The organism is Flavonifractor sp. An4 (assembly GCF_002161755.1).
GTDB lineage: Bacteria > Bacillota > Clostridia > Oscillospirales > Oscillospiraceae > Flavonifractor > Flavonifractor avicola.
The window spans coordinates 18,262-38,920 of record NZ_NFIL01000009.1; the positions used below are offsets into that span (position 1 = coordinate 18,262).

The 20,659-nt window shown below is 47.6% G+C and carries 22 protein-coding genes, 13 tRNA genes and 1 other RNA gene; 6 read left to right on the top strand and 30 right to left on the bottom strand.

What is annotated here, in order from left to right; all coding sequences use genetic code 11:
* Positions 1 to 15 precede the first annotated feature (15 nt).
* A complete protein-coding gene (locus tag B5F94_RS05735) occupies positions 16 to 1,578 on the bottom strand; it encodes an alkaline phosphatase (protein ID WP_087328658.1) in 1,563 nt (520 codons plus the stop codon).
* Between the two features lie 191 nt (positions 1,579 to 1,769).
* On the opposite strand from B5F94_RS05735, the gene B5F94_RS05740 reads away from it, so the two are divergent.
* From B5F94_RS05740 to lysS, 3 genes are all read left to right on the top strand, one after another.
* Positions 1,770 to 2,495 (top strand): hypothetical protein, encoded by a 726-nt coding sequence (locus tag B5F94_RS05740; RefSeq protein ID WP_087328660.1) that lies wholly within the window; start codon positions 1,770 to 1,772, stop codon positions 2,493 to 2,495.
* 130 nt (positions 2,496 to 2,625) lie between these two features.
* The gene (gene greA, locus B5F94_RS05745; RefSeq protein ID WP_087328662.1) at positions 2,626 to 3,099 is read left to right on the top strand and encodes a transcription elongation factor GreA; all 474 of its coding nucleotides are present in this window, start codon (positions 2,626 to 2,628) and stop codon (positions 3,097 to 3,099) included.
* Positions 3,100 to 3,111: 12 nt separating this feature from the next.
* The gene (gene lysS / locus B5F94_RS05750; RefSeq protein ID WP_087328664.1) at positions 3,112 to 4,617 is read left to right on the top strand and encodes a lysine--tRNA ligase; all 1,506 of its coding nucleotides are present in this window, start codon (positions 3,112 to 3,114) and stop codon (positions 4,615 to 4,617) included.
* Positions 4,618 to 5,571: 954 nt separating this feature from the next.
* Here lysS and B5F94_RS05755 read toward each other — a convergent pair.
* Positions 5,572 to 6,846 (bottom strand): tyrosine-type recombinase/integrase, encoded by a 1,275-nt coding sequence (locus tag B5F94_RS05755; RefSeq protein WP_087328666.1) that lies wholly within the window; start codon positions 6,844 to 6,846, stop codon positions 5,572 to 5,574.
* Between the two features lie 173 nt (positions 6,847 to 7,019).
* Between B5F94_RS05755 and B5F94_RS05760 the strand changes: the two genes are divergently transcribed.
* Complete coding sequence (locus tag B5F94_RS05760) at positions 7,020 to 7,229, top strand: helix-turn-helix domain-containing protein (protein WP_087328668.1); 210 nt, start codon at positions 7,020 to 7,022, stop codon at positions 7,227 to 7,229.
* 740 nt (positions 7,230 to 7,969) lie between these two features.
* Here the strand turns inward: B5F94_RS05760 and B5F94_RS05765 are convergent.
* From B5F94_RS05765 to B5F94_RS05895, 28 genes are all read right to left on the bottom strand, one after another.
* Positions 7,970 to 8,344, bottom strand: a complete 375-nt coding sequence (locus B5F94_RS05765) for a DUF3307 domain-containing protein (protein WP_087328670.1) — start codon at positions 8,342 to 8,344, stop codon at positions 7,970 to 7,972.
* Positions 8,341 to 9,075, bottom strand: a complete 735-nt coding sequence (locus B5F94_RS16165; protein WP_143383248.1) for a hypothetical protein — start codon at positions 9,073 to 9,075, stop codon at positions 8,341 to 8,343. The genes B5F94_RS05765 and B5F94_RS16165 overlap by 4 nt, the downstream gene beginning before the upstream one ends.
* On the bottom strand, positions 9,075 to 9,896 hold the full coding sequence (locus tag B5F94_RS05775) for a DUF1848 family protein (RefSeq protein WP_087328673.1): 822 nt from the start codon (positions 9,894 to 9,896) through the stop codon (positions 9,075 to 9,077). The genes B5F94_RS16165 and B5F94_RS05775 overlap by 1 nt, the downstream gene beginning before the upstream one ends.
* A gap of 7 nt (positions 9,897 to 9,903) precedes the next feature.
* Complete coding sequence (locus tag B5F94_RS05780) at positions 9,904 to 10,278, bottom strand: HNH endonuclease (RefSeq protein WP_087328675.1); 375 nt, start codon at positions 10,276 to 10,278, stop codon at positions 9,904 to 9,906.
* Positions 10,279 to 10,648: 370 nt separating this feature from the next.
* A complete protein-coding gene (locus B5F94_RS05785; RefSeq protein WP_087328677.1) occupies positions 10,649 to 11,488 on the bottom strand; it encodes a hypothetical protein in 840 nt (279 codons plus the stop codon).
* Positions 11,485 to 11,844 (bottom strand): zinc ribbon domain-containing protein, encoded by a 360-nt coding sequence (locus tag B5F94_RS05790; protein WP_087328681.1) that lies wholly within the window; start codon positions 11,842 to 11,844, stop codon positions 11,485 to 11,487. Before B5F94_RS05790 ends, B5F94_RS05785 begins: the two co-directional genes overlap by 4 nt.
* A gap of 171 nt (positions 11,845 to 12,015) precedes the next feature.
* Positions 12,016 to 12,246, bottom strand: a complete 231-nt coding sequence (locus tag B5F94_RS16170) for a hypothetical protein (protein WP_143383250.1) — start codon at positions 12,244 to 12,246, stop codon at positions 12,016 to 12,018.
* A complete protein-coding gene (locus tag B5F94_RS05795; protein WP_087328683.1) occupies positions 12,239 to 12,514 on the bottom strand; it encodes a hypothetical protein in 276 nt (91 codons plus the stop codon). Before B5F94_RS05795 ends, B5F94_RS16170 begins: the two co-directional genes overlap by 8 nt.
* A complete protein-coding gene (locus tag B5F94_RS05800) occupies positions 12,486 to 13,037 on the bottom strand; it encodes an AP2 domain-containing protein (RefSeq protein WP_087328686.1) in 552 nt (183 codons plus the stop codon). Before B5F94_RS05800 ends, B5F94_RS05795 begins: the two co-directional genes overlap by 29 nt.
* A gap of 30 nt (positions 13,038 to 13,067) precedes the next feature.
* The gene (locus B5F94_RS05805) at positions 13,068 to 13,466 is read right to left on the bottom strand and encodes a hypothetical protein (RefSeq protein WP_087328688.1); all 399 of its coding nucleotides are present in this window, start codon (positions 13,464 to 13,466) and stop codon (positions 13,068 to 13,070) included.
* A gap of 379 nt (positions 13,467 to 13,845) precedes the next feature.
* A tRNA-Gln gene (locus B5F94_RS05810) sits at positions 13,846 to 13,921 on the bottom strand.
* A 3-nt stretch (positions 13,922 to 13,924) separates the two neighbouring features.
* Positions 13,925 to 13,998, bottom strand: a tRNA-Cys gene (locus B5F94_RS05815).
* 3 nt (positions 13,999 to 14,001) lie between these two features.
* Positions 14,002 to 14,078, bottom strand: a tRNA-Met gene (locus B5F94_RS05820).
* 10 nt (positions 14,079 to 14,088) lie between these two features.
* Positions 14,089 to 14,173, bottom strand: a tRNA-Leu gene (locus B5F94_RS05825).
* 8 nt (positions 14,174 to 14,181) lie between these two features.
* A tRNA-Leu gene (locus tag B5F94_RS05830) sits at positions 14,182 to 14,268 on the bottom strand.
* A gap of 75 nt (positions 14,269 to 14,343) precedes the next feature.
* A tRNA-Leu gene (locus tag B5F94_RS05835) sits at positions 14,344 to 14,428 on the bottom strand.
* Positions 14,429 to 14,437: 9 nt separating this feature from the next.
* Positions 14,438 to 14,514 (bottom strand) — tRNA-Gly (locus B5F94_RS05840).
* Between the two features lie 5 nt (positions 14,515 to 14,519).
* Positions 14,520 to 14,595: transfer RNA gene (locus tag B5F94_RS05845), tRNA-Val, on the bottom strand.
* Between the two features lie 231 nt (positions 14,596 to 14,826).
* Positions 14,827 to 14,901 (bottom strand) — tRNA-Met (locus B5F94_RS05850).
* 50 nt (positions 14,902 to 14,951) lie between these two features.
* Positions 14,952 to 15,027 (bottom strand) — tRNA-Asn (locus tag B5F94_RS05855).
* A gap of 150 nt (positions 15,028 to 15,177) precedes the next feature.
* Positions 15,178 to 15,248 (bottom strand) — tRNA-Pro (locus B5F94_RS05860).
* Positions 15,249 to 15,252: 4 nt separating this feature from the next.
* Positions 15,253 to 15,661: a transfer-messenger RNA gene (gene ssrA / locus B5F94_RS05865) on the bottom strand.
* A gap of 21 nt (positions 15,662 to 15,682) precedes the next feature.
* Positions 15,683 to 15,758, bottom strand: a tRNA-Ile gene (locus B5F94_RS05870).
* A 113-nt stretch (positions 15,759 to 15,871) separates the two neighbouring features.
* Positions 15,872 to 15,947: transfer RNA gene (locus tag B5F94_RS05875), tRNA-Ala, on the bottom strand.
* 794 nt (positions 15,948 to 16,741) lie between these two features.
* On the bottom strand, positions 16,742 to 17,056 hold the full coding sequence (locus B5F94_RS05880; protein ID WP_143383251.1) for an HU family DNA-binding protein: 315 nt from the start codon (positions 17,054 to 17,056) through the stop codon (positions 16,742 to 16,744).
* A 16-nt stretch (positions 17,057 to 17,072) separates the two neighbouring features.
* Complete coding sequence (locus B5F94_RS05885; RefSeq protein WP_143383252.1) at positions 17,073 to 17,858, bottom strand: hypothetical protein; 786 nt, start codon at positions 17,856 to 17,858, stop codon at positions 17,073 to 17,075.
* Between the two features lie 114 nt (positions 17,859 to 17,972).
* Positions 17,973 to 18,890, bottom strand: coding sequence for a hypothetical protein (locus tag B5F94_RS05890; RefSeq protein WP_087328692.1), 918 nt, complete (start codon positions 18,888 to 18,890; stop codon positions 17,973 to 17,975).
* 110 nt (positions 18,891 to 19,000) lie between these two features.
* Positions 19,001 to 19,456 (bottom strand): hypothetical protein, encoded by a 456-nt coding sequence (locus tag B5F94_RS05895; RefSeq protein ID WP_087328694.1) that lies wholly within the window; start codon positions 19,454 to 19,456, stop codon positions 19,001 to 19,003.
* A 156-nt stretch (positions 19,457 to 19,612) separates the two neighbouring features.
* Between B5F94_RS05895 and B5F94_RS05900 the strand changes: the two genes are divergently transcribed.
* Complete coding sequence (locus tag B5F94_RS05900; protein ID WP_087328696.1) at positions 19,613 to 19,987, top strand: helix-turn-helix domain-containing protein; 375 nt, start codon at positions 19,613 to 19,615, stop codon at positions 19,985 to 19,987.
* A 41-nt stretch (positions 19,988 to 20,028) separates the two neighbouring features.
* On the top strand, positions 20,029 to 20,631 hold the full coding sequence (locus B5F94_RS05905) for an ImmA/IrrE family metallo-endopeptidase (protein ID WP_087328698.1): 603 nt from the start codon (positions 20,029 to 20,031) through the stop codon (positions 20,629 to 20,631).
* Positions 20,632 to 20,659 lie beyond the last annotated feature (28 nt).

The following is a 20,659-nucleotide window of genomic DNA, read 5'->3' on the forward strand; positions in this document are numbered from 1 at the left end:
GAAGGGAAGAGGAAGTTACTGCACGTTCAGCATACCGGCCAGCTTGTTGAAGATCTCGGTGTTGTCGTAGTAGCCGTTGAACTGCTCGGCGTTGACACCGTGGGCCAGCACGGCCACGGGCAGGCCGGTGTGGCTGTAGGAGGTGAAGGACACGCCGGACTTGTTGTTCAGAATGTGGGTGATGGTGACGGTGAGGGGCTCGTAGGTGCCGTACATCACATACTCCTGCTGCTCATCCATGCCGGTGGCAGTCTCGTTGATGCTCTTCTCATAGGCGGTCTTGATCTGGGACAGCTCGTAGGGGGTGAGTACCAGCTTGTCGCCCTCCTCGCCCTGGGTCTTCAGGCCAAACAGGGTCTCGATGTCGGCCAGAACATCCTCAAAGGAGGTCTTGTTCTCCTTGTAGGCGGCAACATAGTCGCTGTCATACTTGGCGAAGGAGATCTTCTGGGACTCCAGCAGGTTCAGGTAGGTGTCGTAGTCGGTGCCGGCAAAGCCGATGGTCAGACCGCCGGTCTCGTGGTCGCCGGTGACCAGGATCAGGGTCTCCTCGGGATGCTCGGAGGCGAAGTCGATGGCTACCTGCACCGCGTCAGCCAGAGCCTTGGTATCGTGGATGGAGGAGGCGGCGTCGTTGGCGTGGCAGGCCCAGTCGATCTTGCCGCCTTCGCACATCATGAAGAAGCCGTCCTCATCCTGCTCCAGCACCTCAATGCCCTTGGAGACGTGGTCGGCCAGGGACCACATATCGTCGGTGCGGTCCAGCTCGTAGGCCATGGCGTCGCCGTCGGCCAGGTGCTCGTCAACAATGATCACAGGACCCTCGGTGACCTGCTCGGCCTCGGCCTGGGTCTTGACCACGTTGTAGCCGGCCTGCTCGGCCAGAGCGTACAGGTCCTCCTGGTCCTCGTCGGCGCCGGTGGGCTTGAGGAGACCGCCGCCGGCAAAATACTCAAAGCCGGAATCCACCAGCTCCAGGCCGATCTCGTAGTAGTCGTTGCGGCTGGCCTGATGGGCATAGAAGGCGGCGGGAGTGGCGTGGTTCAGGTTGACGGAGGAGATGACGCCCACGCTCATGCCCAGCTGGTCGTGGACCTTCTCGGCGATGGTCTCATAGGGGGTGGTGCCGGTCTCATCCATGTTGATGGTGCCGGAATAGGTTTTGTGGCCGGTGGAAATTGAGGTGGCGGTAGAGGCGGAGTCGGGGCAGAAGCTGTTGGAGTCATAGGTAACAGCGGAACCGGCGGCCTCAAAGTTCATGAAGTTCAGATAGGAGGGGCCGTCCAGAACGGCGCCGCCGTTGTCGTCCAGACTGGGCTCGGCCTGCCAGTAGTCGGCGTCATTCAGAGCACCCAGGTAGTCGGCGGTGGACTGGATCTGGGGATAGCTCATGCCGTCGCCGATAAACAGAAACACATACTTTGGGGTTTTGACGGACTGGTTGGACAGGTTCTGTGCCTCCACCGTAGGGGTAGCGCTGGCTTCGGGGGCGGTGGCGGCGGGGGCGCTGCAGGCGGCCAGAGCGGTGCCGAAGGACGCCGCGGCCAGGGTGATCGCCAGGGGACGCTTCCAATTCATATTTGATTCCTCCAAAATCAGGTTCAATCTGAATCTCTCCAGAGACATATGCATCATACCCGAAGGAAAAATTAAGCGCTATCATCCTACGGTAAAGGTGTGCAAAATCAAGGTAAGGCATTGTAAAGAGCCGGAAAAGTAGAGCGGAATACCAGAAAGGAAAAAGCATAGGCTGTAGGCGAGGTGACATTATGGTGGGAATCATGGAATGGAAGGCGGAAAAGGGCCGCAGAGTCCGGGTGGAACGGGATTGGCTGCTGGGACTGCCCTGTCAGCGGGCCACAGTGCCGGTGCGGGAGGGGATGAGGGAGCGGACCAGGCTACGGCGGGTAGCCCGGGGAGCCAGAGAGCTGGTCCGGAGGGGGGTGCGCCGGGTGCTGACCCAGGCGGAATTTCCCTGCTGGGAGGCGCTGGAGGAGGCGGGATTGCGTTCGGTGGAGACAGAGGCCTTTTGTCAGATGCTGGCCCCTGCGCTGGCCTTGGCGGCCCTGCGCTGCCGGGACCGGAAGCCGGAACGGGCGGCGGTGCTGCTGTCCGGGCCGGAGGTGAGTCCCGCCCTGTTCCGGGCGGCAGAGCAGTTATGTTCCCAAGTGCGGGATCTAGTGGTAGACGCCGGGGAGGAGGGGGAGGAACTGGCCGCCTGGCTGAGGGCGGAGTTTGGGGCCGCGGTGCGTCCTCCGGACAGGGTGGAGGCCGATGTGACCCTGTGCTTCGGCCCGTCTGCGGCGGAAGGGGAGACGGTGTTCCGACTGTACGGTCCCATACCCGATCTGGCGGGCTTTCTGCCTGCCATCAGAGGGAAAACGCTGCCTTCCGGATTGGACCGGCTCCCCCTGTTGGCCCTGCTGTGGGAGGAGGGACGGATCGGTCAGGAGCAGCTCAACGTTCTGCCACCTAATACCAAATTATTAACTTGACAGGAGGTGGTAAACTACATATAATATCGTATTAACGTAGCGGAGTGTTTTCGTTCTGAATTTATGGGAGTCCGTATTGGCTCCATCCTGATAGAGTAAAAGCAATCAAGGAAAGGTGTGCGCGATCGACATGGCGAAAGAATTCAAACTCAGCGCTGAGCGCTTGGAGGAATTGAAACAGGAGCTGAATTATCTGAAAACCGTCCGTGAAAAAGAGGTGGCCGATCAGATCAAGGAAGCCCGCTCCTTCGGCGATCTGTCTGAGAACAGCGAGTACGACGAGGCCAAGAACGAGCAGGGCAAGCTCTACTCCCGCATTGCGGAGGTGGAGAACATCCTGGCCAACTATGTGATTATCGAGGAGCATGAGAGCGACCCCAACTCCGTCCGTTTGGGTTCCACCGTCAAGGTGCTGGACCTGGAGTTTGAGGAGGAGGAGACTTACCAGGTGGTGGGTTCCCAGGAGGCCGACCCCATGAACGGCCGCATTTCCGAGGATTCCCCCTTCGGAAAAGCCCTTCTGGGCTGCGCGGTAGGCGCGGAGATCCAGGTGGAGGCTCCCGCCGGTGTATTAAGGTATCGTATCCTAGAGATTCAAAAGTAAGGAGCAAAAGCAATGAGTACTGAAGAGAGAAGCGTCAATCAGCCCGAAGAGCAGAATCTGTCCGAACAGCGACTGATCCGCCGCGCCAAGCTCAAAGAGCTGCAGGAGGCGGGCCAGGACCCCTTCCAGATCACCAAATATGTGGTGAAGCATCGCTCTGCCGATATTAAGGAGAACTTCGAGGCCCTGGAGGGCTCCGAGACCTCCATCGCCGGCCGCATTATGTCCAAGCGCGGCATGGGCAAGGCCATGTTCTGCGATCTCCAGGACGTGAAGGGCCGCATTCAGCTCTACGTCCGCATCGATGAGCTGGGCGAGGAGGCCTTCGCCAAGTTCAAAAAGATCGACATCGGCGACATCGTGGGCGTGGAAGGCGAGGTGTTCAAGACCAAGCGGGGCGAGATCTCCGTCAAGGCCCACAAGGTGACCCTTCTCTCCAAGTCCCTCCAGCCCCTGCCCGAGAAGTTCCACGGCCTCACCGACAAGGAGATGCGCTACCGCCAACGGTACGTGGATCTCATTATGAACGAGGACGTGCGCCGCACCTTCCAGATCCGCACCGCCTTCATCAAGCACGTGCGCAAGTATCTGGACGACCGGGACTACCTGGAGGTGGAGACCCCCGTCCTCAACACCATCTCCGGCGGCGCCACCGCCCGGCCCTTCATCACCCACCACAACACCCTGGACATCGATATGTATATGCGTATCGCCACCGAGCTGAACCTGAAGCGGCTCACCGTGGGCGGCTTTGAGCGGGTGTATGAGATCGGCCGTATCTTCCGCAACGAGGGCATGGATCCCAAGCACAACCCGGAGTTCACTACCATCGAGCTGTACGAGGCCTATGCCGACTTCCACGACATGATGGACATTGCCGAGGGCATTCTGTCCACCGCCGCCCAGGACATCCTGGGCTCCTACCAGGTGAACTGGCTGGGCGTGGACATCGATCTGACTCCCGGCTGGCCCCGTCTGACCATGATCGATGCGGTGAAGCAGTATGTGGGTGTGGACTTCGACGCCATCTCCGACGACGAGGAGGCCTGCAAGGCCGTGGAGGCCGTGGGCATCGATATGGAGGGCTGCGAGCGCACCTGGGGTACCGCCCTGTACGAGGCCTTTGACCAGCGGGTGGAGGAGAAGCTGGTACAGCCCACCTTCATCACCATGTACCCGGTGGAGGTCTCTCCGCTGACCAAGCGGTCCCCCAAGGATCCCCGCCTCACCGAGCGGTTTGAGCTGTTCATCAATCACTGTGAGTTTGCCAACGCTTTCTCCGAGCTCAACGATCCCATCGACCAGCGGGGCCGCTTTGAGCACGAGCTGGCCCTCCGGGACATGGGCAATGACGAGGCCGGCATGATGGACGAGGACTTCATCAACGCCCTGGAGTACGGCCTGCCCCCCACGGGCGGCATGGGCATCGGCATTGACCGCTGCGTCATGATGCTCACCAACTCCGACTCCATCCGCGACGTGATCCTGTTCCCCACGATGAAGCCTTTGGGTGACTAATTCGCTCAAAACACACGATATAGAGTGATTTTGATTAAAACAAACACTATATATTGTGCTTTTGCTGGATCGTGTTTTTATCTTACCACAGCGTTACCACATTTGCCGAAAATACCACAGAGAAATGTGGTAGAACCGAAAAGCAAAATCCGACTGAATTTAGGGAGCTGGCCTTGTGCTGGCTCCCTATTTTTTTGTCAGAGAAAGATTAAAGGGTACAGAAATCCAATTCGGAGATCTGTACCCTATTTTTTTCTCGTGTTGTCGCCCAGGATAGCCCAGGACAGCCGATTGAGGTTGTGGGAGTGTAATCTTACCACCTTTGTTTCGGAACGCTCTGAGAGCCATCTATGGGCTTTTATTTGGGCTTATTAAATCTGGTGCATTTACAATGTCCGTATGGATCACTGTGCCGCAGCCAATAGCTGCTTACTTCCACTGTACGTCCACAGTTTTGGCAGAGGCATTTCCATCTGGTTTCATTTCCGGCGATCCGATCATTCTTCACTGACTCAATTACTTTTAGGTAGCCAAATGTCTGCCCTGTAAGGTCGTGCTTGAGCTGGAATTGGGAGCAGCCGCAGGATTTGGTTTTACCTTTTCTGAGACTGTCTGATAGGACGGATACTGTGCTCCCGCACTCACACTTACAAATCCACCTTGCTTTCCCGTTTTCAGTGGTAGTATCTTTCTGGATTACAGTAAGTTTTCCATATACTTTGCCTGTCAAATCAATGAGGGTAGGAGATTGCTTATGCCTCAAACACCCACATGATTTTGTACCATTTTCTTTGAGCAAATTAGTAGATGACACAATAACGGTCTTCCCACACTCACATTGACAGAGCCACATGGGGCGACCAGGCTTGCGGTCTTCTACTCTTTTCAAAACGGTAAGCAAACCGAATGTTTGACCAGATAAGTCAACGAGTTTACCCACAAAAATCCCTCCCGTCAAGATATTTTGATTTTACCTTCGAGATTTGCAAAGGACTGTTTTTTCACTTCCTTGGTAGCCTCGGCGTAGATATTCATGGTGGTTTCGATATCAGCGTGTCCCATGATTTCCTGGATTGCTTTGATGTTCTTCTCGACTTCGCAATATCTGGTGCAGAATGTGTGACGGAGATTGTGGGCGGAGAAGTGACGGATCAAAACAGGATCACGGCCATCTCTGTCGGCCTGGATGGTTTCGTCTTCAATGTAGGCAGCACAAATGCGGTCAATGGCTCGGTTGACGCTGTGGGGAGATAGCGGATCTCCATATCGATTTTGAAAGATAAACCCCGTATACCCATCCACAACAGATTCGTTAAAGCCAATGATTTCTTGTTTTGCCCATTCTGTACGCAATGCCTCTTTGACTTCTGCCAGCATTGGGACAATGCGAATGCCGGCTTCTGTTTTCGGCGTTTCAATATGGAAACGAGATTTGGATTCGCCATCATACTTTCTGTACACCATGTTATGGTTGATGCTGATAATCCCATCTTCAAAGTCGCAGTCTTCCCAGCGTAGGCCAATGACTTCTCCAATACGGCAACCAGTCCCAAGTAGGACGGTAAATAGCGGAAGCCAGTGGTTGTAGATTTTGCTCTGCTTGATATAGTCGATGAAAGCTGCCTGCTCTGCTTTGGTAAGAGCGTGTCGCTTTGGCTTCTCCCAATTATTACTCCTTTTGATTTCTGCCATAGCGCCAGTAGCAGGATTGATGCGGATATAACCATCACGCATGGCCATCGTAAAAACGGGGTGAATGATAGTATGAATAATCTCCATGGAGTTTGGCTTAAATCCTCGCTCTCTGATGAGGCGGTTATAATAAGCCTTTACATCTGAATACTTAATGCTTGAGATTTTCTTTTTGCCAATATCGTCCTGGACATACTTCTTATACATATAGAGATAGTTGGCGCGGGTGGATTGTTTCAGCTCTGGTTTATTAGAGATATAGAGGTTGAATAGGTCGTTCAGCGTTGCCTTGTTTTCTACGACTGCTTTGATACCATCTTCAAGATCACGGACGATTTTTCGTTCCTTTTCTCTAAGGCTTAGATCATCCTTACAACCAGGAGGGAGGCGGTCAGTTGGAACGAGCCGCCTGCTGTATACATCATGCCGTTTTCCATCGGCGTCGGTATAGGTAAAACGATAGCTGCCGTCCTTGCGTTGAGTCTCGCCGTCTTTTAAGATCCTGCCTTTGTTGTCAGTTCGTTTCTGGCCGGCCATGGTGTTCTCTCCTTTCGTAAGATTTAAGGAAATAAATTCACTCTACAATTACATGATAAAGCATGGAGCGAAATTCGTCAAGGGATAAAATCGCTTAAAAGTTACTTTTGAAATTTGACATTGATTTTATTCTCGCATTAGTTTACAATTAAGATAATAGGGGAGGGAAGTCCATGATGACAGAGAAGATCCGCATTGCTTTAATCAAGCAGAATAAGAATGTCAAAGACCTTGCTGCCGCCATAGGTTGTACCTCGCAAAACCTAAGTGGGAAGTTCAAACGGGATAACTTCAGCGAGAGAGAGTTGGTGGAGATCGCTGAGGCGCTGGGATACCGTTATGAAGGTAGATTTATCAATAAAGAGACTGGCGAAGAGATATAAAACATTTGTTCGGATTCTAAAGCTTTATAAACGGGGTGCGATGCACCCCGTTTTTTTGATATGTCTAATAGATTGTATACATATACTCAAAGAGTTTACGATAACTATTCCCTTTAGGCAAACATCCAGGGTATCTTCTAACAACTCTATTAGAATGGGTTTTCCAATAAACTTGCCTATGAGAATGCTTAGGGTATTTGATATGATTCCCAACTTGCTGAAAAGTACCATTAACCCAGTCCCAGTCCACATAGCCGGCTTCTGGATGATAGCCGTAGGTTAGTATCTTCAGAAGACGATTTTTCTTGTGGCGACTCATAGCTCTGCGGTATGCTCGTCCAGTCTTTCTCTTGCCAACTTTCTTTATCGGCCTTGGATATTTGAGAGCATCTTCACAAAATCCACCGATCCAGAAATGCTCTTCTCCGATTTTATCGCATCCACAGTATTCAGGTTGCCAGTCTCCATATTTATAGAGACGTTCATATCTGCTCTGGACATTATCTTTTCCGAGAGGGCACTCGTCACATAGAAAATTGATGTTGCCAATGGAAATCAATAGACATCACCTCTTTATCACCACCAAATTATTCTTTCGTAAATATATTGCGAAAGAAATCTTTTAGAAAGTTGCTCCCGGTAATCCGTTTATATACGGAACACATTAACAGAACGGTTCCGCATAAAATGATAAGCGCAACGATTAACCCTTTCATAAAATTAACCTTTCATTTATCTCTTTAGAACAGCATAACAATAGCGGTGACGGCTATTTGTGATATATGAATGAGCTGGTCATGCCATAGATTTATCTTTTTGCGGTTTGCTTTCAAATTATCTACTAAAGCATGGACGAGAATATTGAGTAAGAAGTACACCAGAAAGAACCAGGAGATGTTGAACGACATAGCAACAGCGATAGGGAGCATAATCATAAATGCCCAACTGAAACTGTGCATTAGGAGCGCCCAGATGTAGTCGTATTTGTATAGAGGCTGCGGGGCATTTTCTTTCCACCATTGCTTTTGCTTTGCAGAAGCCAGCCAACCTTGGAGATAATAGTCATCAACGATATGGAAGAAAATCATCCAGAGAACGATAAAGGCTTTACTCATATCCCAAACCTCCTACAAGCAGCATCGATATCAATGTGATCTCCAGGCTTTAGAGAAGGGAAGAGGGCGTTGTTGATGTCGGCAATCCAACCATTTTCACTATTGCCAATGCCTACAATATCGCTGTTTTTGATATGTTCTACATATTCCGCAGTTGGGAATAGGTTCTTGATTGCTTTAATAGCTTCAATTTCCTTATCAGAAAGCGGAGTCATTTTTACAATACGCTCTGGGTAGTTAATAATCTGGCTTAAAGCTTCTGCTGGGAGCCTACCTTCGTCGCTTACAATATTGCCATTCTCATCTATATGGCAGATTCGCGTTGTCTTTATGGAATGAGATGTATATGTGATGCAAAATTTCTCTCCTTGCCCTACTCCGAGCACATCACAAATTCTTGGCGGCTTAATATTGCACTGGTCATCGTACAGATGAAATTCCCCAGTTACAGTACATTTAACCTTTGGCGGATTGCTGGTATAGCATATACCGTCTGTTTTATTGCATTGACCACAAAGCTTTGCCATTGCCTGTTTTTCACTCCATTCTTTCAGCTCTTTACAGGTATCGTTGCAAACTTCAATTCTATTTTCGTTTGCAGTTCCCCAGCCGTGATCACACCCATCACACGGATGCTTGTCTCTTAGAAGGTATTCTGGTTTGCTGGCCGGACACTCTCCGCATGAGAGCATTTCGTATGTCCCGCAGCCACCGGATTTATAACAAGGCATTAGGTATCACCTCGCATATTTGAGATATCTCTGCTATGACTTTCTTGCCACCCAGGATGTCTCCAATAGCAATACAGACATTGATGATCGCATGGATGTTTTTGATTGAGCAGTTCAACTTTACCAGAGTAACACATACAATTTTTTCTCTGGAATCCGTATTGATCTGCATTTTCATCATGCAGCCCCAGTAGATCTAAGTCATATGAGGAAATGCAGCCGCATTGAATAGCCGCTGTTAATTCAGGTTCTGCGCACGACTCGATCCGAATACCATCTAACGGCTTTGAGCTGGAGAAGTATGATTTTACATCTCGGAGCATCTGGTCAACTTGGGCAATCTGCTGTTTGTCTGGAGCAAAACCATTTTCTCCGTAGGGTAGAGGTAAGCCAGCACTCTTAAATCTCCTTCTGACGTGAGGGTACATATCAATCAAACTGATTCTGAACCTGTTAAATCCATGATCGATAAATGTCAGAAAGACATTTTTTGCTGTTTCAATACCTTTCTTTGTGGGGATAATTGGATCAATCCGTATAACAATTTTGCTTTTAGGGAACCCACCATTGATAAGCGCAGTTATGGCATCAAATTCATCATATGGCTCTGGGACAAATGGCTCCAAAACAGAATGACCAAAGCCAGTGAATGTTGTATGGATGATTACCATATCCTTATATTTGAGTGCTGCGTCGTAAAAATCTGGTGAGACACATTTCGTTATAAGAATTGCGCCGTCAACCTGGTTCATTTTACTTGTCCAGGAAAGGTCGAGTCCTGCGTCGCCGGCCTCGGTTATCCCGATTTTGTATTGTGCCACTTTGTAATCACCGTCCTAACTGCTCAAAATAGAATTTGACTGGGTGGGGAGTAGGAGTGACCAGGCCAAAACGAACAGCATTTTTATATGTAACGCTGTCACGCATGAGAACAGCCGGCATATTTTCTACCATTTTGCGGAACCCTTCTAAAGTGGATCTGCTTTTGTAGTGGTTGCAGCTCCTACAGGCGGGAAGCATATTGTCCAGCGTATCCTCTCCTTGCTCTGACCAACCATTGATAGGGATAACATGGTCAACCTGCATATCCTTGTATTCCAGCTCACACCCACAATAAGCGCAGTGCCCATTTGCCTTTTTATAGACCGCCATGCGCTCATCTTTGGTTAGTTTTCGACGCCGGCCACCTACTTTATCGAGCATAATAAAACCCTCTTAATCAAATGTTTTCAGATCTTGTATGGGAAACAAATTATGAGCGATCATATCATATGGCTCATCTTCCCATAAAATTTGGATTGGGCAATCTGAGACGGGAGTGCATACTTGCCGACCATTTAGCCTGTAGTGCGTTATGTTTGCCCAGTGGTCTCTATATCTCTTCCACTCTTTGTCCGATGAATCGAAATGTACTTTTGGAGCTAAGAAACAATCGGCAATTCGCCAATACCCAACAGTATAGGCTGGTTGAACTCGGACTGGTGGTTTTTCATGCGCCCATACCTGTCCTGATTCATCACATACCAGATAACGCAATCCCCAAGAACGTAGCTTGTTTATATTAAATTTCATTTTACACCTTAGCAATCGAGGAAAGGGTTGTGCTTCGTTCAGGTTTGAGTGTAGGAAATGCACCCTTGCGTAAGTAAATAATCTTCCCATCTACTTTAAGCGTTGTCATATCGCCAACCTGTTTGAGTTCCCCATCGCCAATAGTTTCAAGTAAATTTTGTGCTCTATTCACTTCCTCGGTTGTCCAATGAGGAAGGTGAATGATTTTTTCGGGGAAGTTAATAAGCGTTGGGACGCACATTTTTATATCCCCATCGCTACATTTTATAAATCCAGATTCCGTAATCCTGAAGCTACAACTCATTCCGGGATAAGTAAACTCTTCCCCAATTTCGACTCCCAGAATTTCGCAAATTCTTGGATTATTCAAATTCGACACCTTCTTTTCTTGATCTACAAACGACCACTCATAAACTTGAGTCGGATCGTCCAGTGTTGTATAACAAAGCGCTCCGCCGTAGTATTCACCTGGTTTGTGGTTACATCGACCGTCTGTATTCCCGCAAATAGAACAAGTCTTTGTATTCACGGCGCATCCGATATTGACTTTATATCTTTCTCCGAGTTCAATTTGCCGGATCAGTTCTTCAGTCTCACAGGTTCTCGGAATTGTTGCCGTTGCTTTCAGCCATTTATAATGTTCGTGCATGGTGGCCCATCGATCTTCTTCCTCTACTACCTCGACAGATACAATTTTAGAAAGTTGACTACCACCAATATAACCGGCTTTACCAATAAATAACTGTGCAAGCCGATCAAGACAATTAGATGAAAAGCGCTCGTTGTCTTGATCAATTTCGTTGTCGCAAATTTTCATAGTGAATGTGTAATCTTTGTTCATATGTGGCTCTCCTCAGAAAGTTTCGTACCACAGTATCTACAATATTTTGCAAGAGGATCTATGTTATCAAGTCGGTGACAATTTGGACATACACCATTACCCTTGTCACACAAAATACGATGAGAATTATCGTCAAAATACTTCTCCCATTGCTCCGTAGTAGAATTTGTATAATTGATGTCGATATCGTCATCCCAGTCTACATGAGCACCAACTTTTTCGTTGGAAAAGTGTGTAACACAACTGGTGGAAATACCATCAAGAGCATCGTCTTTAATAAGCCTCTTGATCTCGTTCAAGGAAAGATTTTCTTCCAGGTCACACACATATAGCGTCATTTTATAAAGTTGTGCCATTACTGTTCTCCTTATCATCAACATTGCAGAAAGGACATCGGTGAGAGCAAAACCTAATGCTTCCATCTAACTGACATATGCCGCAGCCCTCTCCGTATTTGTTCATAACCCATTGTTCACTATTCCAGAAAGAGCAATTTCCACACTCGCCCATAATCAATCCCTCTTTATTCAAAACAGATAATATAAAAAGGCTTTCAACGTGCGCTTCCATTTTCCATTAACATATTCATAACCATTCACATAGATATGATTGTGAATAATAGTAGTTGTAGTGCGTAAGCCACGTCTGCCCGGAGGGGGAGGGATTATTTTACCGTTAAGCTGGATATAACCCCGATTAACGATACAGGTTGATGCTTCGCCAACTTCAATTTTAGAACGATTGATGAAGCTATTCATTTTCATTCTCCTTTTCGGCGTATCCCTCCAAATCATCCAAGATCTTGCTAACCAGATCTAAGGCGTCTATCTGCCCTCTGTCACTCTGGTACATCCACTCGCTGCCACAGGAAAGAGAGATGGTGCCATGTTTTTCAATATATGTGCAGATACGTTCAAGGATTTTGGCGGCGTCCAACACGGCTTCACTGAACTTACCGGGATCGTCGATACCGTTGTTGACACAGAAGATAAGATAATCATGCAGATCTGTTCTCAATTTGCTCATAATAAACCTCCTCAATCCGGGTAAGGTATAATGCTTGTTGCGGAGCAAAGTCTCCAAACAACTCAACCTCTTTTTTGAGGCGGGCTGATATAGCAGCTTCTTTGCTTTCAAAACGACCAATGAAGAGTTTTTTGCGATTGATTGTAATACTGGCCGTCCACTTATTTCTTCGTTTATCAAAAGATACGCCAATCACACCAGAGGTGTTTGTAGAACATAAACCTCGATTTCGGTTATTTTCAGTATAACTACAACAGCGAAGATTAGTTTTTCTGTTGTCGTAACGCTTGCGATTTTTATGATCAACGTATTCATCGGGGGCGGCGTGCATAACAATTCGGTGAAAGCGAACAATGCGTCGGATGCCGGCATAAAAATAGCTGCTGGTAAGATATCCACCTTTGTCAACATACCAGTTAGTACGGCTTTGAATAATCCGAAGGTCTTCGATATCAAAAAAGAACTCGTTTGTGCCGATATATAAAACGCCATATGTATCAAAGAGTTTCACATTGTTCGCCATTGGTCTACACCTCAAATATTGCTAAGCTTGTTATTCCAGGTATGGCAATTCTGAACGGATATCTTCAGGAACATTATTTCGCCAAACATAGGAGTTTTCGAGGATATAGTTGTTATAGCTGGCAGCGGTTTTATTTGCACGCATTTTTGCCTGTTCTGCCCATCCAACCTTTTCTTCATCATTACTGGACTTGTATTGCTCCCAAGTAAGACGATCTGTTTCGTATGAGGCAATCATAGCACGGCAGGTATCCTCAACCCTTTTTAAGGTTTCATAGTTGGTGGCATCATCCACCTTCTGGATAGAACCAAACCAGAGGTTCCATGTGGCCTTGCCTACATGGGTAGCTCCAAAGAAAATCCCGGAACCAATACCTGCGATAAGTACGATGGCGACGATAAGGGCAATCAGCTTCTCCGATTTAGTCATCACTGCACCCCCTGGACGAGTACAGTGGGCGAATCCAGTTCAAAAGGAATATCGGAATAAAGATAAGTACCCGTCCACTCTACATACTTGCCATCGGGCGTGAAGAAGAAAATCCCGTTATCATTTTCTCCATAAGAGCCATCTACATCGGCCAGCTCAGTATTGATAACTCCGCCATTGGAGTAATAGCTTTCTGTGTAATTGGGGCTACCAAGATACTTCCACGCTTATCTACCCAATCGCTCATAAAGCGTCTACTATTACCTATCCAGCATTAGGCTTTACCAGTTGACCCCCAAGCTGGTTTAGTTGCACTGAGCACTGTCAGCCGCTACGCGGCCCGTGGGGTCTGTCTATTCCGCCACCGCATTTATTTTTTTGGCTGGGGTAACTGGACTCGAACCAGTAGTGCAGGAGTCAAAGTCCTGTGCCTTAACCATTTTGGCGATACCCCAATATGGAGACGCCGATAGGATTTGAACCTATGATCCTGGGGTTGCAGCCCAGAGCCTTACCACTTGGCTACGGCATCATATGGTGGCAGCAGCAGGACTCGAACCTGCGTCTTACGGCTTATGAAGCCATGCTGGAGCCATCTCCAGTCATGCTGCCAGCTGTAATATGGTGCGGGGAAGGGGACTCGAACCCCTACACCTCACGATATCAGGACTTAAGCCTGATGCGTCTGCCAGTTACGCCACCCCCGCGTAAAAGCTGGTGCCGGCGGTGGGACTCGAACCCACACGGTATCGCTACCAACGGATTTTGAGTCCGTCAAGTCTACCAATTCCATCACGCCGGCATATATACGGAGCACTGTTTTGGTTTGATCAATTAACAGTTGATTCCAGAAAATAAGTTGCTGTAAGTGCCCCAGTGGTACGGGTAGTGAGGATCGAACTCACACGCCTTACGGCGCGGGAACCTAAATCCCGCACGTCTTCCAATTCCGCCATACCCGCATATTAAAATGGAGCAGACAACGGGATTTGAACCCGTACCCCTGGTTTGGAAGACCAGTATGCTATCCGTTAAACACTACGCCTGCATTTATGGTGTCCGGTGACGGACTCGAACCGCCGACCCCATGCTTGTAGGGCATATGCTCTCCCAGCTGAGCTAACCGGACATATGCGCCGCTTGCGGCGCAATCTTCGTCTTTGCGAAGCGTCACCAGTTCAGGAGTAATGGATCTCCGCCAGTTTTTCTTCAACCCAAACCTAACTTGGTCAAAAGCCTTGGGTGTAGCGTCTTTCCGCTCGTCATCAGATTTCCTAAACCTGCAAATCACCGCTGCCAGATACGATGGTTTCTATTCCTCATTCAGTTTACAGTCTCCGCTCTGTTCGTGAGGCGGGCATGGTTGCGGAGGTGGGACTCGAACCCACGACCCCCAGCTTATGGGGCTGGTGAGCTACCGCTGCTCTACCCCGCAATATATAACCCCGGTCTCCCAAGGGTAAACGGCATTACGCCTGTTATTGTTGGCTGACCCGGCAGGACTCGAACCTGCGACATCCTGATTAACAGTCAGGCGCTCTACCAACTGAGCTACGGGCCAATATTTGAAGACGCATTTTATTGTCAAATGTAAATAGCTTTGATTTTTTTGTTAAGTTGCTGTTAGCGTCTCCGTATTTTATAGGGCACATTTTTTTCTTGAAACCTATACAAGTTTTGTTAATGTTGCTGTAAGTGCCCCAAAGATGGTAGAAGATGTCGGATTTGAACCGCAATTCCGGCTCCCAAAGCCGGCGTGTTATCCATTAGCACTACATCCTCTATATGGTGGAGTCGAGGGGAATCGAACCCCTGTCCGAAATTCCTACATATGAGATGTCTTCTTACGCAATAGACAGTGTTTCAGCTTTCTCCTTGCGGAAAGTTGCTTGCGATACTGTCAAATCTACACTTAGGGCGTACCGGCTTGGCACACCTCCACCACCTTATTTTGTTACAGAACAAGGAAACTGTTTATGTACGGATTCTTTAACCTCAAATGCCCCTTCCGTACAAGTGCATTGTTTTGGTTCCAGCCGTCAATTAGGCGGCAATCCCCTCTGCTACACAAGCAGCCAGTGCGGGATGGATCATTACAACAGTAGTGTCGTCATTTTATTTTGGTTAAGCCTTGAGGCGGTCTTCTACCTGCGAACATCACATTCTCAAAACCCCGTCGAACCCATTGCGACCCCATATTTACCTTTCAAGGTTTATGGTCGGGACAGGAAGAGTCGAACTTCCGACCTTACGATTATCAATCGTATGCTCTACCTGCTGAGCTATATCCCGATTTACGATGTGCGTCCGAAGAACCTCATCTGCAGCTGATAGGATTTTGACTAAAATAGCAGTAAAGTAATGAGCTGAACCGCACAATCGTCAACATATCCAACACATCTTACTGGTGGAACCAGGGAGGATCGAACTCCCGACCTCCTGCTTGCAAGGCAGGCGCTCTCCCAGCTGAGCTATGGCCCCAAATCTTTTTATGTGTTGCTTTGAAAAACTCAATCTCTCAATCATACTTATTACTGGATCTTCACCCTACCTCCATTGCCTTCTTCGTTTTTCTGCCACCGGGAAGATAAGTCTGAGCTTCGGGGCGCGACCCCTAACTTCTTACCCCAGAGATGTTCCAGTCTCCTACACGGCTCTATGTCCGCTTATTCCCGCACGGGATTGCCTACCCGTAAATTTCACCGTTCGTTCAGAAATTTTACTTTTACAAAACGCAATCCAATTTGCATTATAAAAAGATCATCTTCTCTCTGTCCTACGGCTACTCTAACCAGCGACTTTCGTTATAGCCGGATTTCTCCGACATCAAGACAGGAGCGAATTATTGGCTTTACCTCCGTCGTTACAGCTGCCACACCGTAATCCCAAAGGCTTATTCTCCACAGGAGCGTCTATTGCTTCGCCCGAAAGTTCTGTGCATTACAAAGCGACAACTCTTGGCGCTATAAGTTTTTCTTGGCGGTTTCCGCCTACCCACCATGTATCGCTACACAGCAGCAGCCCTCCCTGAAAGGTATCCCTCGCAGATCAGACTGAAATTACCCCATACCTCAGAGCGCTGACACACTTTGTTCACTGAGTTAGTAATAAGCATGATTGAAAGATTGAGTTTTCAAAGAACAAGTCCATAGTTGGTAAACAAAACAATTTATTTTATCCTGTACTTCACCAACAAATGTTTTAATGCGTTGCTATGTTCATACTATACCACAGCTTTCTCTCATTGTCAATAGCAACTCATTAAATTTTTCATTTTATTTTTCTGCTCTGGACAGAAGAGTAAGCCTATCGGCGTCGCGATACTTCACAGCATCTTTCAGATTATCACCAGGCTTAAAAACTATCGTCTGGTAATCATCCATCATTTTCTTCTGCTTAGTATGGGCATCCTGAACCAGATGCCCTTTTCTCGTTTTCACCTCAAAAGTTCCAAAGCCACGAATCGTGACCTTTTCTCCTTCCACAAGTGCCTCTGCAATCACCCTGAAAATATCGCTAATTACTTCACCCACCTGGTTCTTGCAGTAATCCATCTCAGCCAGAGCATTGACCAAATCGCTTTTGATCACGCGCTATCGCTCCTGTTCAATTCAATTTGATCTGGTAACAAGCGTCCGCACCCATTCCGGGCTTAAACACCATCATCAGCTGTCCGGGCGTTGAATACAAACGCTTCCCGTTAGCATATTCATCCGTGCCGCACAAACTCCTGACAACCATGCTTTCGATGCCTAACTCTTCAAATTCTTCTTTGTGGTGTTTATCGGCAAGAATCACATAGTCAATCTCAGAACCATATTTCTTCACAAATAGTGTATTCAGTGTGCGACCTGCGCTCTTTACATTGTCCAGATCTCCATGTGTAGCGCAAATTTTGTATCCGCAGACATTAAAGTACAGAAACTCATAATATTCCGCCTCCGGGAAAACTACATCATCCCGTCTCCCAAGACGCTGTTCCAGCCACCAAGGAATCAGGCGTTCCATATTGTCTGCATGAATACTGTCATTCTTGTTCTGAACGGTTCTCAAATGGTTTCCATAGGTAGCCTCATACTTCCGCTTCAGCGCCTTGATCTCAGCCACACTGTCCACCGCGAACTCGCGCTTGGCCTTGTCAATCTCAATGCCACTCAAAACATCCAGCTTGGCAATGTCGCAGTACAGCTCTTCCACCTCCTCATAGGTCTTGCCACCGTTCAGCTCATCCCACAGCTTGGTATTCAGCTCTTGGGACAAATTGACGATCTCTCCGATCTTGTTGACAGAGGTTTTGATGTCCAGATCGGCCTGTTCCGCCTTGGTATAGTGACGTACCACTTTCTTATCAGCCTGCCGATCGGGATGAATGCGAACGATAGCAAAAGCCACAACACAGCCGCTATCAGGAAGACAAGAAAGATGAATACAGGCAACGATACCCCCCCCTACGTTAAAATAGATGATTTAATGAGTTGCTATTCTAAACCTAAATGGCCGAAGCCATTAGGTAAAGAGCTGCTTATAAAGCTTGTAGTCACGCACTCTTGCGACACGCTTGGCTTTGTTACTCAGATCCTCACAGAAGACTTTGGAAGCAAACTCTGGATCGTCCAGATTAAAGGAAGAGCTTTCGCATTCCAATCGGTATGCACGATAGAAAATGCCAGAGGTATATACCACATCATACCGGAGAGAATAGACGCGACCAGCAATGGCGTTCAGACGATAAAGCATTCCGCGCATATTGTCCAAGTCAATCTGAGGGTTCCGCTCGGTACGAATCAAATACTCGGAATACATATATTTGTGAAAGATCAAACCTCTGGCTTGCTGATAATATCCTTCGGCATCCCGCAAGCGTTCAAATAGCCGGCAAATTTCGTAGGGCATTTCGATCTTCTCATCGCCCTTCATCACACCGTCCTCAAGAACTGCATCTTTTCGGAAGTTGATAATTTCATCCTCGGTGAATCCATACCAGGCAAGGTAGAGTATTGCGGAGGGAAGATCATAGAGTGTATCGTCATAGCTATCTGCGGATCTTACAGAGTCGTTGATGGCCGCTTGCAGTGTTGCAAGGTTTTTGTGGTAATAGATATGCTTACCGTCCTTGATACTCAAGTCGTCAACTGTGACGGAGGCTAAAATCTTTTCTTGTTCTGCCGGGAGGACACCGTGAGCAATCAGATATCGGATATAAAACATCACCACTGCCTTGTGGTTGGGAAGAGTTCTCGTATGCCGGATACGCATAGAGTTAAACATGGCAACAAACTCTTCTTTGGTAAATCCACTATCCAGGGATTTTCCGATCTCCTGCTCATAGGCTTCGACCTTTTTCCATACCTGATCGAATACCTTCAGATTTGCGAAAGAGGAGTATCCGTTTTCGGAGTCCTCGAAAAACTTCTTGCGGATCATATTCCCCTCTCCTATCCGTCGAATATTTTTCTGTGTTACTATAATAGCACTTGCGCTGAACTTTGTCAATAGCAAATCAGAAAATTATTCAAAGAACTTATCGAGGAGTTTTACTTGCATTTGCGAGAAAGATATTCCAGTAAGTATGCTCGATCCTGGTCGGAGATATTATCCAGAAAAGCAGTCAGGCGGTCAGGTTGTGCGGTAAGCTGCCGCCAAGTGATGTAGTTGGCCTGCCAAACGCCAAGCCAATATGCAGAAAGCCCGGAGTTTTCTTTTTGATCAAAGAGGCGATCTAACAGAGACTTGATTTCTTCTGTGGTAGCCTCCAGAGTATATCGTCTCTTATTTCTTCCGTTACCGAGGATCACCAACACCACTTTAATTGGCTGGGAAACCTGAATATTCAGATAGATTTGAGCGCCGGACGCCTCTGAAAGCTGCGCAGGCAGCGAGCCATGATAGGGAAGCATGATATTGTCTTTACTCGCACTGCACAAATCAATGGCATTGGCATCCAGCGCGAAACCACCGAAATCTTCGACCAGGCTATTCAAAACTTTCATTTAGCATCTCCTCCAAACCTTTAACTCATTGACTCACACGAACTGATGTGATATAATCAGGCTGAAGACACGATTATATTCGTTCTGGGTGTTATAATACCAGAATAAAAGCGTGTTGTCAATACCCTTTCACGAAAACTTTCGGGAGGTTGTATAATGGATTCCATAATTTATACCAGAATAAAAGAATTGTGCTCTGAAAATGGGATCACAATCAATAAATTGGAAGCTGAACTGGGAATGAGCCAATACTCCATTGGAAAATGGAAAAATACTACCACGCCGACTATTGATAAAATTTCCAGAATTTCAAAATACTTTAATGTATCCATTGATTATCTTGTGGGTGCTTCCGAAATCCGATCCACCGTAGATGATTTGATGAAAGATCGGGACTTTGTTTCTCTGCAGCGAGCCAGAGAACGACTGTCCGAAAAAGATAAGAGTCGCATGATGGCAATGCTTAGGATTGGCTTTGACCATGCCTTTGCCGACGAAGATACCGATACGTCCAATTTATCGGACACCTGATATGGTTTAATATAAATTGCCATAAAAGGAGGGAGGTCAAAATGGTTAGAAGAGTTTTTGTACAGCGTAAGGTTTTGGAGCTGTATCAAAAGATGGACGCTATTCAATTTCCTATTCAGGCTAACAAGCTGTTGACATATATTCCGTATCGCTGCCGTATTCTGACCTACCAAGAGATGGCTACGGTGGCGAACTGTTCTAAAGAAGATGTAGCTATAATGTGCAAGAGTAGCTCCGGCGCAACCCACTATGATATTGAAAACGATCGCTATCTAATTTTGTATAATGAGTCGATGAACCAAGGTAGAATTTTATGGACGCTATGCCATGAAACCGGGCATATCTGTTTAGGACATTTGCAAACAATCGACTGCGCGGAAATTGCCAATAACGACGGGCAGGAACCCTACAATCAGTACGAGAGCGAGGCAGATTACTTTGCATGGAATCTCATTGCGCCGTTACCAATTATGCGGGAGATGAGTATTCGATCTGCTTCCGAGATTAAGGCAAAGTTTGGATTATCTACTCAAGCTGCCGCCCTACAATACGATCGATATGTTAAGTGGTGCCAAGGGCACATTAAAACATCGTGGGAAAATAACATACTCCGAGAATTTCATGGGAAATTCATTCGACAGTAACTTAGATGCCTATTTGCAGAAAACCGCC

What these genes read in the sequence shown, in the direction of transcription:
- B5F94_RS05735 (WP_087328658.1), bottom strand. Translation starts at nt 1,578, where the DNA reads ATGAATTGGAAGCGTCCCCTGGCGATCACCCTGGCCGCGGCGTCCTTC.
- B5F94_RS05740 (WP_087328660.1), top strand. Translation starts at nt 1,770, where the DNA reads ATGGTGGGAATCATGGAATGGAAGGCGGAAAAGGGCCGCAGAGTCCGG.
- greA (WP_087328662.1), top strand. Translation starts at nt 2,626, where the DNA reads ATGGCGAAAGAATTCAAACTCAGCGCTGAGCGCTTGGAGGAATTGAAA.
- lysS (WP_087328664.1), top strand. Translation starts at nt 3,112, where the DNA reads ATGAGTACTGAAGAGAGAAGCGTCAATCAGCCCGAAGAGCAGAATCTG.
- B5F94_RS05755 (WP_087328666.1), bottom strand. Translation starts at nt 6,846, where the DNA reads ATGGCCGGCCAGAAACGAACTGACAACAAAGGCAGGATCTTAAAAGAC.
- B5F94_RS05760 (WP_087328668.1), top strand. Translation starts at nt 7,020, where the DNA reads ATGATGACAGAGAAGATCCGCATTGCTTTAATCAAGCAGAATAAGAAT.
- B5F94_RS05765 (WP_087328670.1), bottom strand. Translation starts at nt 8,344, where the DNA reads ATGAGTAAAGCCTTTATCGTTCTCTGGATGATTTTCTTCCATATCGTT.
- B5F94_RS16165 (WP_143383248.1), bottom strand. Translation starts at nt 9,075, where the DNA reads ATGCCTTGTTATAAATCCGGTGGCTGCGGGACATACGAAATGCTCTCA.
- B5F94_RS05780 (WP_087328675.1), bottom strand. Translation starts at nt 10,278, where the DNA reads ATGCTCGATAAAGTAGGTGGCCGGCGTCGAAAACTAACCAAAGATGAG.
- B5F94_RS05785 (WP_087328677.1), bottom strand. Translation starts at nt 11,488, where the DNA reads ATGAACAAAGATTACACATTCACTATGAAAATTTGCGACAACGAAATT.
- B5F94_RS05790 (WP_087328681.1), bottom strand. Translation starts at nt 11,844, where the DNA reads ATGGCACAACTTTATAAAATGACGCTATATGTGTGTGACCTGGAAGAA.
- B5F94_RS16170 (WP_143383250.1), bottom strand. Translation starts at nt 12,246, where the DNA reads ATGAATAGCTTCATCAATCGTTCTAAAATTGAAGTTGGCGAAGCATCA.
- B5F94_RS05795 (WP_087328683.1), bottom strand. Translation starts at nt 12,514, where the DNA reads ATGAGCAAATTGAGAACAGATCTGCATGATTATCTTATCTTCTGTGTC.
- B5F94_RS05800 (WP_087328686.1), bottom strand. Translation starts at nt 13,037, where the DNA reads ATGGCGAACAATGTGAAACTCTTTGATACATATGGCGTTTTATATATC.
- B5F94_RS05805 (WP_087328688.1), bottom strand. Translation starts at nt 13,466, where the DNA reads ATGACTAAATCGGAGAAGCTGATTGCCCTTATCGTCGCCATCGTACTT.
- B5F94_RS05890 (WP_087328692.1), bottom strand. Translation starts at nt 18,890, where the DNA reads ATGATCCGCAAGAAGTTTTTCGAGGACTCCGAAAACGGATACTCCTCT.
- B5F94_RS05895 (WP_087328694.1), bottom strand. Translation starts at nt 19,456, where the DNA reads ATGAAAGTTTTGAATAGCCTGGTCGAAGATTTCGGTGGTTTCGCGCTG.
- B5F94_RS05900 (WP_087328696.1), top strand. Translation starts at nt 19,613, where the DNA reads ATGGATTCCATAATTTATACCAGAATAAAAGAATTGTGCTCTGAAAAT.
- B5F94_RS05905 (WP_087328698.1), top strand. Translation starts at nt 20,029, where the DNA reads ATGGTTAGAAGAGTTTTTGTACAGCGTAAGGTTTTGGAGCTGTATCAA.